This window comes from Corallococcus exercitus (assembly GCF_003611585.1).
Lineage (GTDB): Bacteria > Myxococcota > Myxococcia > Myxococcales > Myxococcaceae > Corallococcus > Corallococcus exercitus.
In genome coordinates this window covers 1-3,137 of record NZ_RAVW01000669.1, presented here as the reverse complement: position 1 = coordinate 3,137, position 3,137 = coordinate 1, and the positions used below count along the sequence as shown (strand labels likewise).

At 68.8% G+C, this 3,137-nt stretch carries 1 protein-coding gene; it reads right to left on the bottom strand.

Going from position 1 to position 3,137, the window contains the following annotated elements:
- Positions 1-3,137, bottom strand: a 3,137-nt coding sequence (locus D7W79_RS40580; protein ID WP_120530552.1) for a non-ribosomal peptide synthetase, incomplete at both ends; no start/stop codon positions are given.

The window sequence follows — 3,137 nt, the reverse complement described above, 5'->3', positions numbered from 1 at the left end:
CGTGGGCTCGAAGATGTGTATAAGAGAAAGGGTGAAGGCTTCGTAGAAGGCCGCGACTTCCCGGACGAGGACGCCCATGGACCAGCCGTCGGAGACGATGTGGTGCATCGTCACCAGCAGCAGGTGCGAGTCGTCGGTCAGCCGCACCAGCGTGCTGCGCAGCAGCGGACCCGTGGCGAGGTCAAACGGCCGCCGTGCTTCCCCGTCGGCCAACCGCCGCGCTTCGTTCTCCCGATGCTTCTCGGGCAGGGAGGAGAGGTCCGAGAGCGGCAGCGTCCATCCCGCTGGAGCGTGGACCGTCTGGATGGGCTGGTCCTGGTGCTCGTGGAAGGTGGTGCGCAGGGCTTCGTGGCGCTGGACGAGCGCCTCGAAGGCACGGCGCAGGGCCTCCACGTCCAGGTGTCCGGAGAGCTGGAGCGCGGTGGGGATGTTGTAGGACGCGTCACCTGGCTGGAGCTGATCCAACAACCACAGCCGCTGCTGGGCGAAGGACAGGGGTCGCAGGCTGTCCGCGTGAGCCCGGGTGCTCGGGGGCTGATGATGGAGGTTCGGTTTGATCCCCTGGATGCGCTCCGCGAGCGTGGCGACCGTCGGGGCTTCGAAGAGGGTCCGGAGCGGCAACTCCACGCGGAAGGTGGCGCGCACGCGCGAGACGAGCTGGGTGGCCAGCAGCGAATGGCCGCCGAGCACGAAGAAGTCGTCGTGGATGCCCACTCGCTCCACGCGCAGCACCTGCATGAAGAGGGCCGCGAGCTTCTCCTCCGCGAGGGTACTCGGTGCGACGTAGGTGGAGGCGAGCGCGGTGCCCTGGGGGGCGGGCAGCGCCTTGCGGTCCACCTTGCCGTTGGTGTTGAGAGGCAGGGCCTCCAGCACGAGGAATGTGGAGGGCACCATGTACTCGGGCAGGTGCTGCTTGAGGAAGGCACGCACCTCCGTGGTGTCGAGGGACTGGCCTTCTTCCGGGACCAGATACGCGACGAGCCGCTTGTCACCGGGCACGTCCTCGCGCGCCAGCACCACGGCGGCGTGCACCTGGGGATGTCCCAGCAAGCGGGACTCGATCTCACCCAGCTCGATGCGGAAGCCACGCACCTTCACCTGGAAGTCCGCACGGCCCAGGTAGTCGAGCATTCCATCCGCGCGCCAGCGCACCACGTCGCCCGTGCGGTAGAGACGGGCACCCGGGGTGGAGGAGAAGGCGTCGGGGATGAAGCGGTCCGCTGTCAGCTCGGGACGATTGAGGTAGCCGCGCGCGACGCCTTCGCCGCCGATGAACAACTCGCCCGCGACGCCGACGGGCACGGGGCGCAGCGTGCGGTCCAGCACGTAGACGCGCACGTTGGGCAGAGGCCGGCCAATGGTCGGCGTAGGCGAAGCGTCGAAGGCGCAAGCAGTGGCGTCGACGGTGCACTCGGTGGGGCCGTAGACGTTGAAGACGCGCGGGCGCGGGACTTGGGCCAGGTGACGCCACGTAGCCGGGTCCACGGCCTCACCGCCCACGAGGACGCGGCGGGGAATGGACTGGCTTTGCAGCAGGCCTTCATCCACCAGCAGGCGCAGGTGCGCGGGAGAGCAGTCCAGGACGTCTAGCCCGTCCTGGCCAATACGGTGGACAAGCTCGCGCACGTCGGCGCGGGCCTCGTCGGGGACGATGCAGAGGGTGTGGCCGTCGAGCACCTGGATGAGCTGCTTGACGGAGGCGTCGAAGGAGAGAGGTGCGTTGACGCTGACGCGCTCTGCCGGTTGGGCACCGGCGTGCACGGTGGCGGCGAGAGCGACGCGCAGGTTCAGCACGGAGCGGTGCTGAATCATGACGCCCTTGGGGCGGCCGGTGCTGCCGGAGGTGTAGATGATGTACGCGAGGTGCTCCGGTGTGACGTCCGTCGCGGGCGCGTCCTTTGACTCAAGAGCGAGGTCCGCGGCGTCGGAGTCCAGACAGATGTCGTGCGCGGCATGCGGCGGCAGTGAATCGCGTAGGCGCTGCTGGGTAAGGACGACGGGGGCGCCCGTGTCGATGAGGACGTGGGAGAGCCACTCACGCGGGTAGCTGGGGTCGATGGGGACGTAGGCGCCGCCGGCCTTGAGAGTGCCGAGGATGCCAACGAGGGCTTCGACGGAGCGCTCCACGCAGAGCACCACGCGCACGTCGGGGCCGACGCCCAGCTTCACCAGCCGGTGGGCGAGCTGATTGGCGCGCGTGTCCAACTCACGGAAGGTGAGCTGCTCCTCGCGGCAGAGGACGGCCAGGGCTTCGGGCGTGCGAAGGGCCTGGGCGGCGAAGGCCTCATGGAGGCAGAGGTCGCGAGGGAACTCAGCGCTGGGGCCATTCCAATCGACGAGCAACTGCTGGCGCTCCGGAGCGGTGAGCAGCGGCAGGCTCGCGAGCGTCGCGTCCGGCTTCGCCGTGATGGCCTCCAGCAGTACGCCCAGGTGGCCCCCCATGCGCTGCACGGTCGAGGCATCGAAGAGCTCCGTGGCGTACGTCAGTGTTCCGACGAAGCCCTGGGGCGACTCCAGCAACGTCAGGGTGAGGTCGAACTTGGAGGAGCGCGTATCCACCGGGATGGGCTGGAAGGACAGCCCGGCCAGGCGAAGCGTTTCGGAGGGCGCGTTCTGCAGGGAGAACATCGCCTGGAAGAGCGCACTGCGGCTCAGGTCTCGCGAAGGCTGGAGGACTTCCACCAGCTTCTCGAAGGGGACGTGCTGGTGCTCGTAGGCCGCGAGCGTCGTGCCGCGCACCTGAGAGAGGAACTCACGGAAGGTCGCCTGCGGCTGGACGTGGGCACGCAGCACCAGCGTGTTGACGAAGAAGCCGATGAGGCCCTCGGTCTCCGCCTGCGTGCGGCCTGCGATGGGCGTGCCCACGCTGATGTCATCCTGCGTGGAGTAGCGCGACAGCAGCACCTGCCAGGCCGCGAGCAGCACCATGAAGGGCGTCGCGCCTTCACCCTGTGCCAGCGACTTGAGGGCCTGGGAGACGTGCGACGGAACACGCACGTCCACCGTGGCACCCCGGCGTGACTGCACGGGCGGGCGAGGACGATCCGTCGGCAGGTCCAGTGCGGACGGAGCCCCCGCGAGCTGCTGCTTCCAGTAACCCAGCTGCGCGTCCAGGGCCTCGCCCTGGAGCCAGCCTC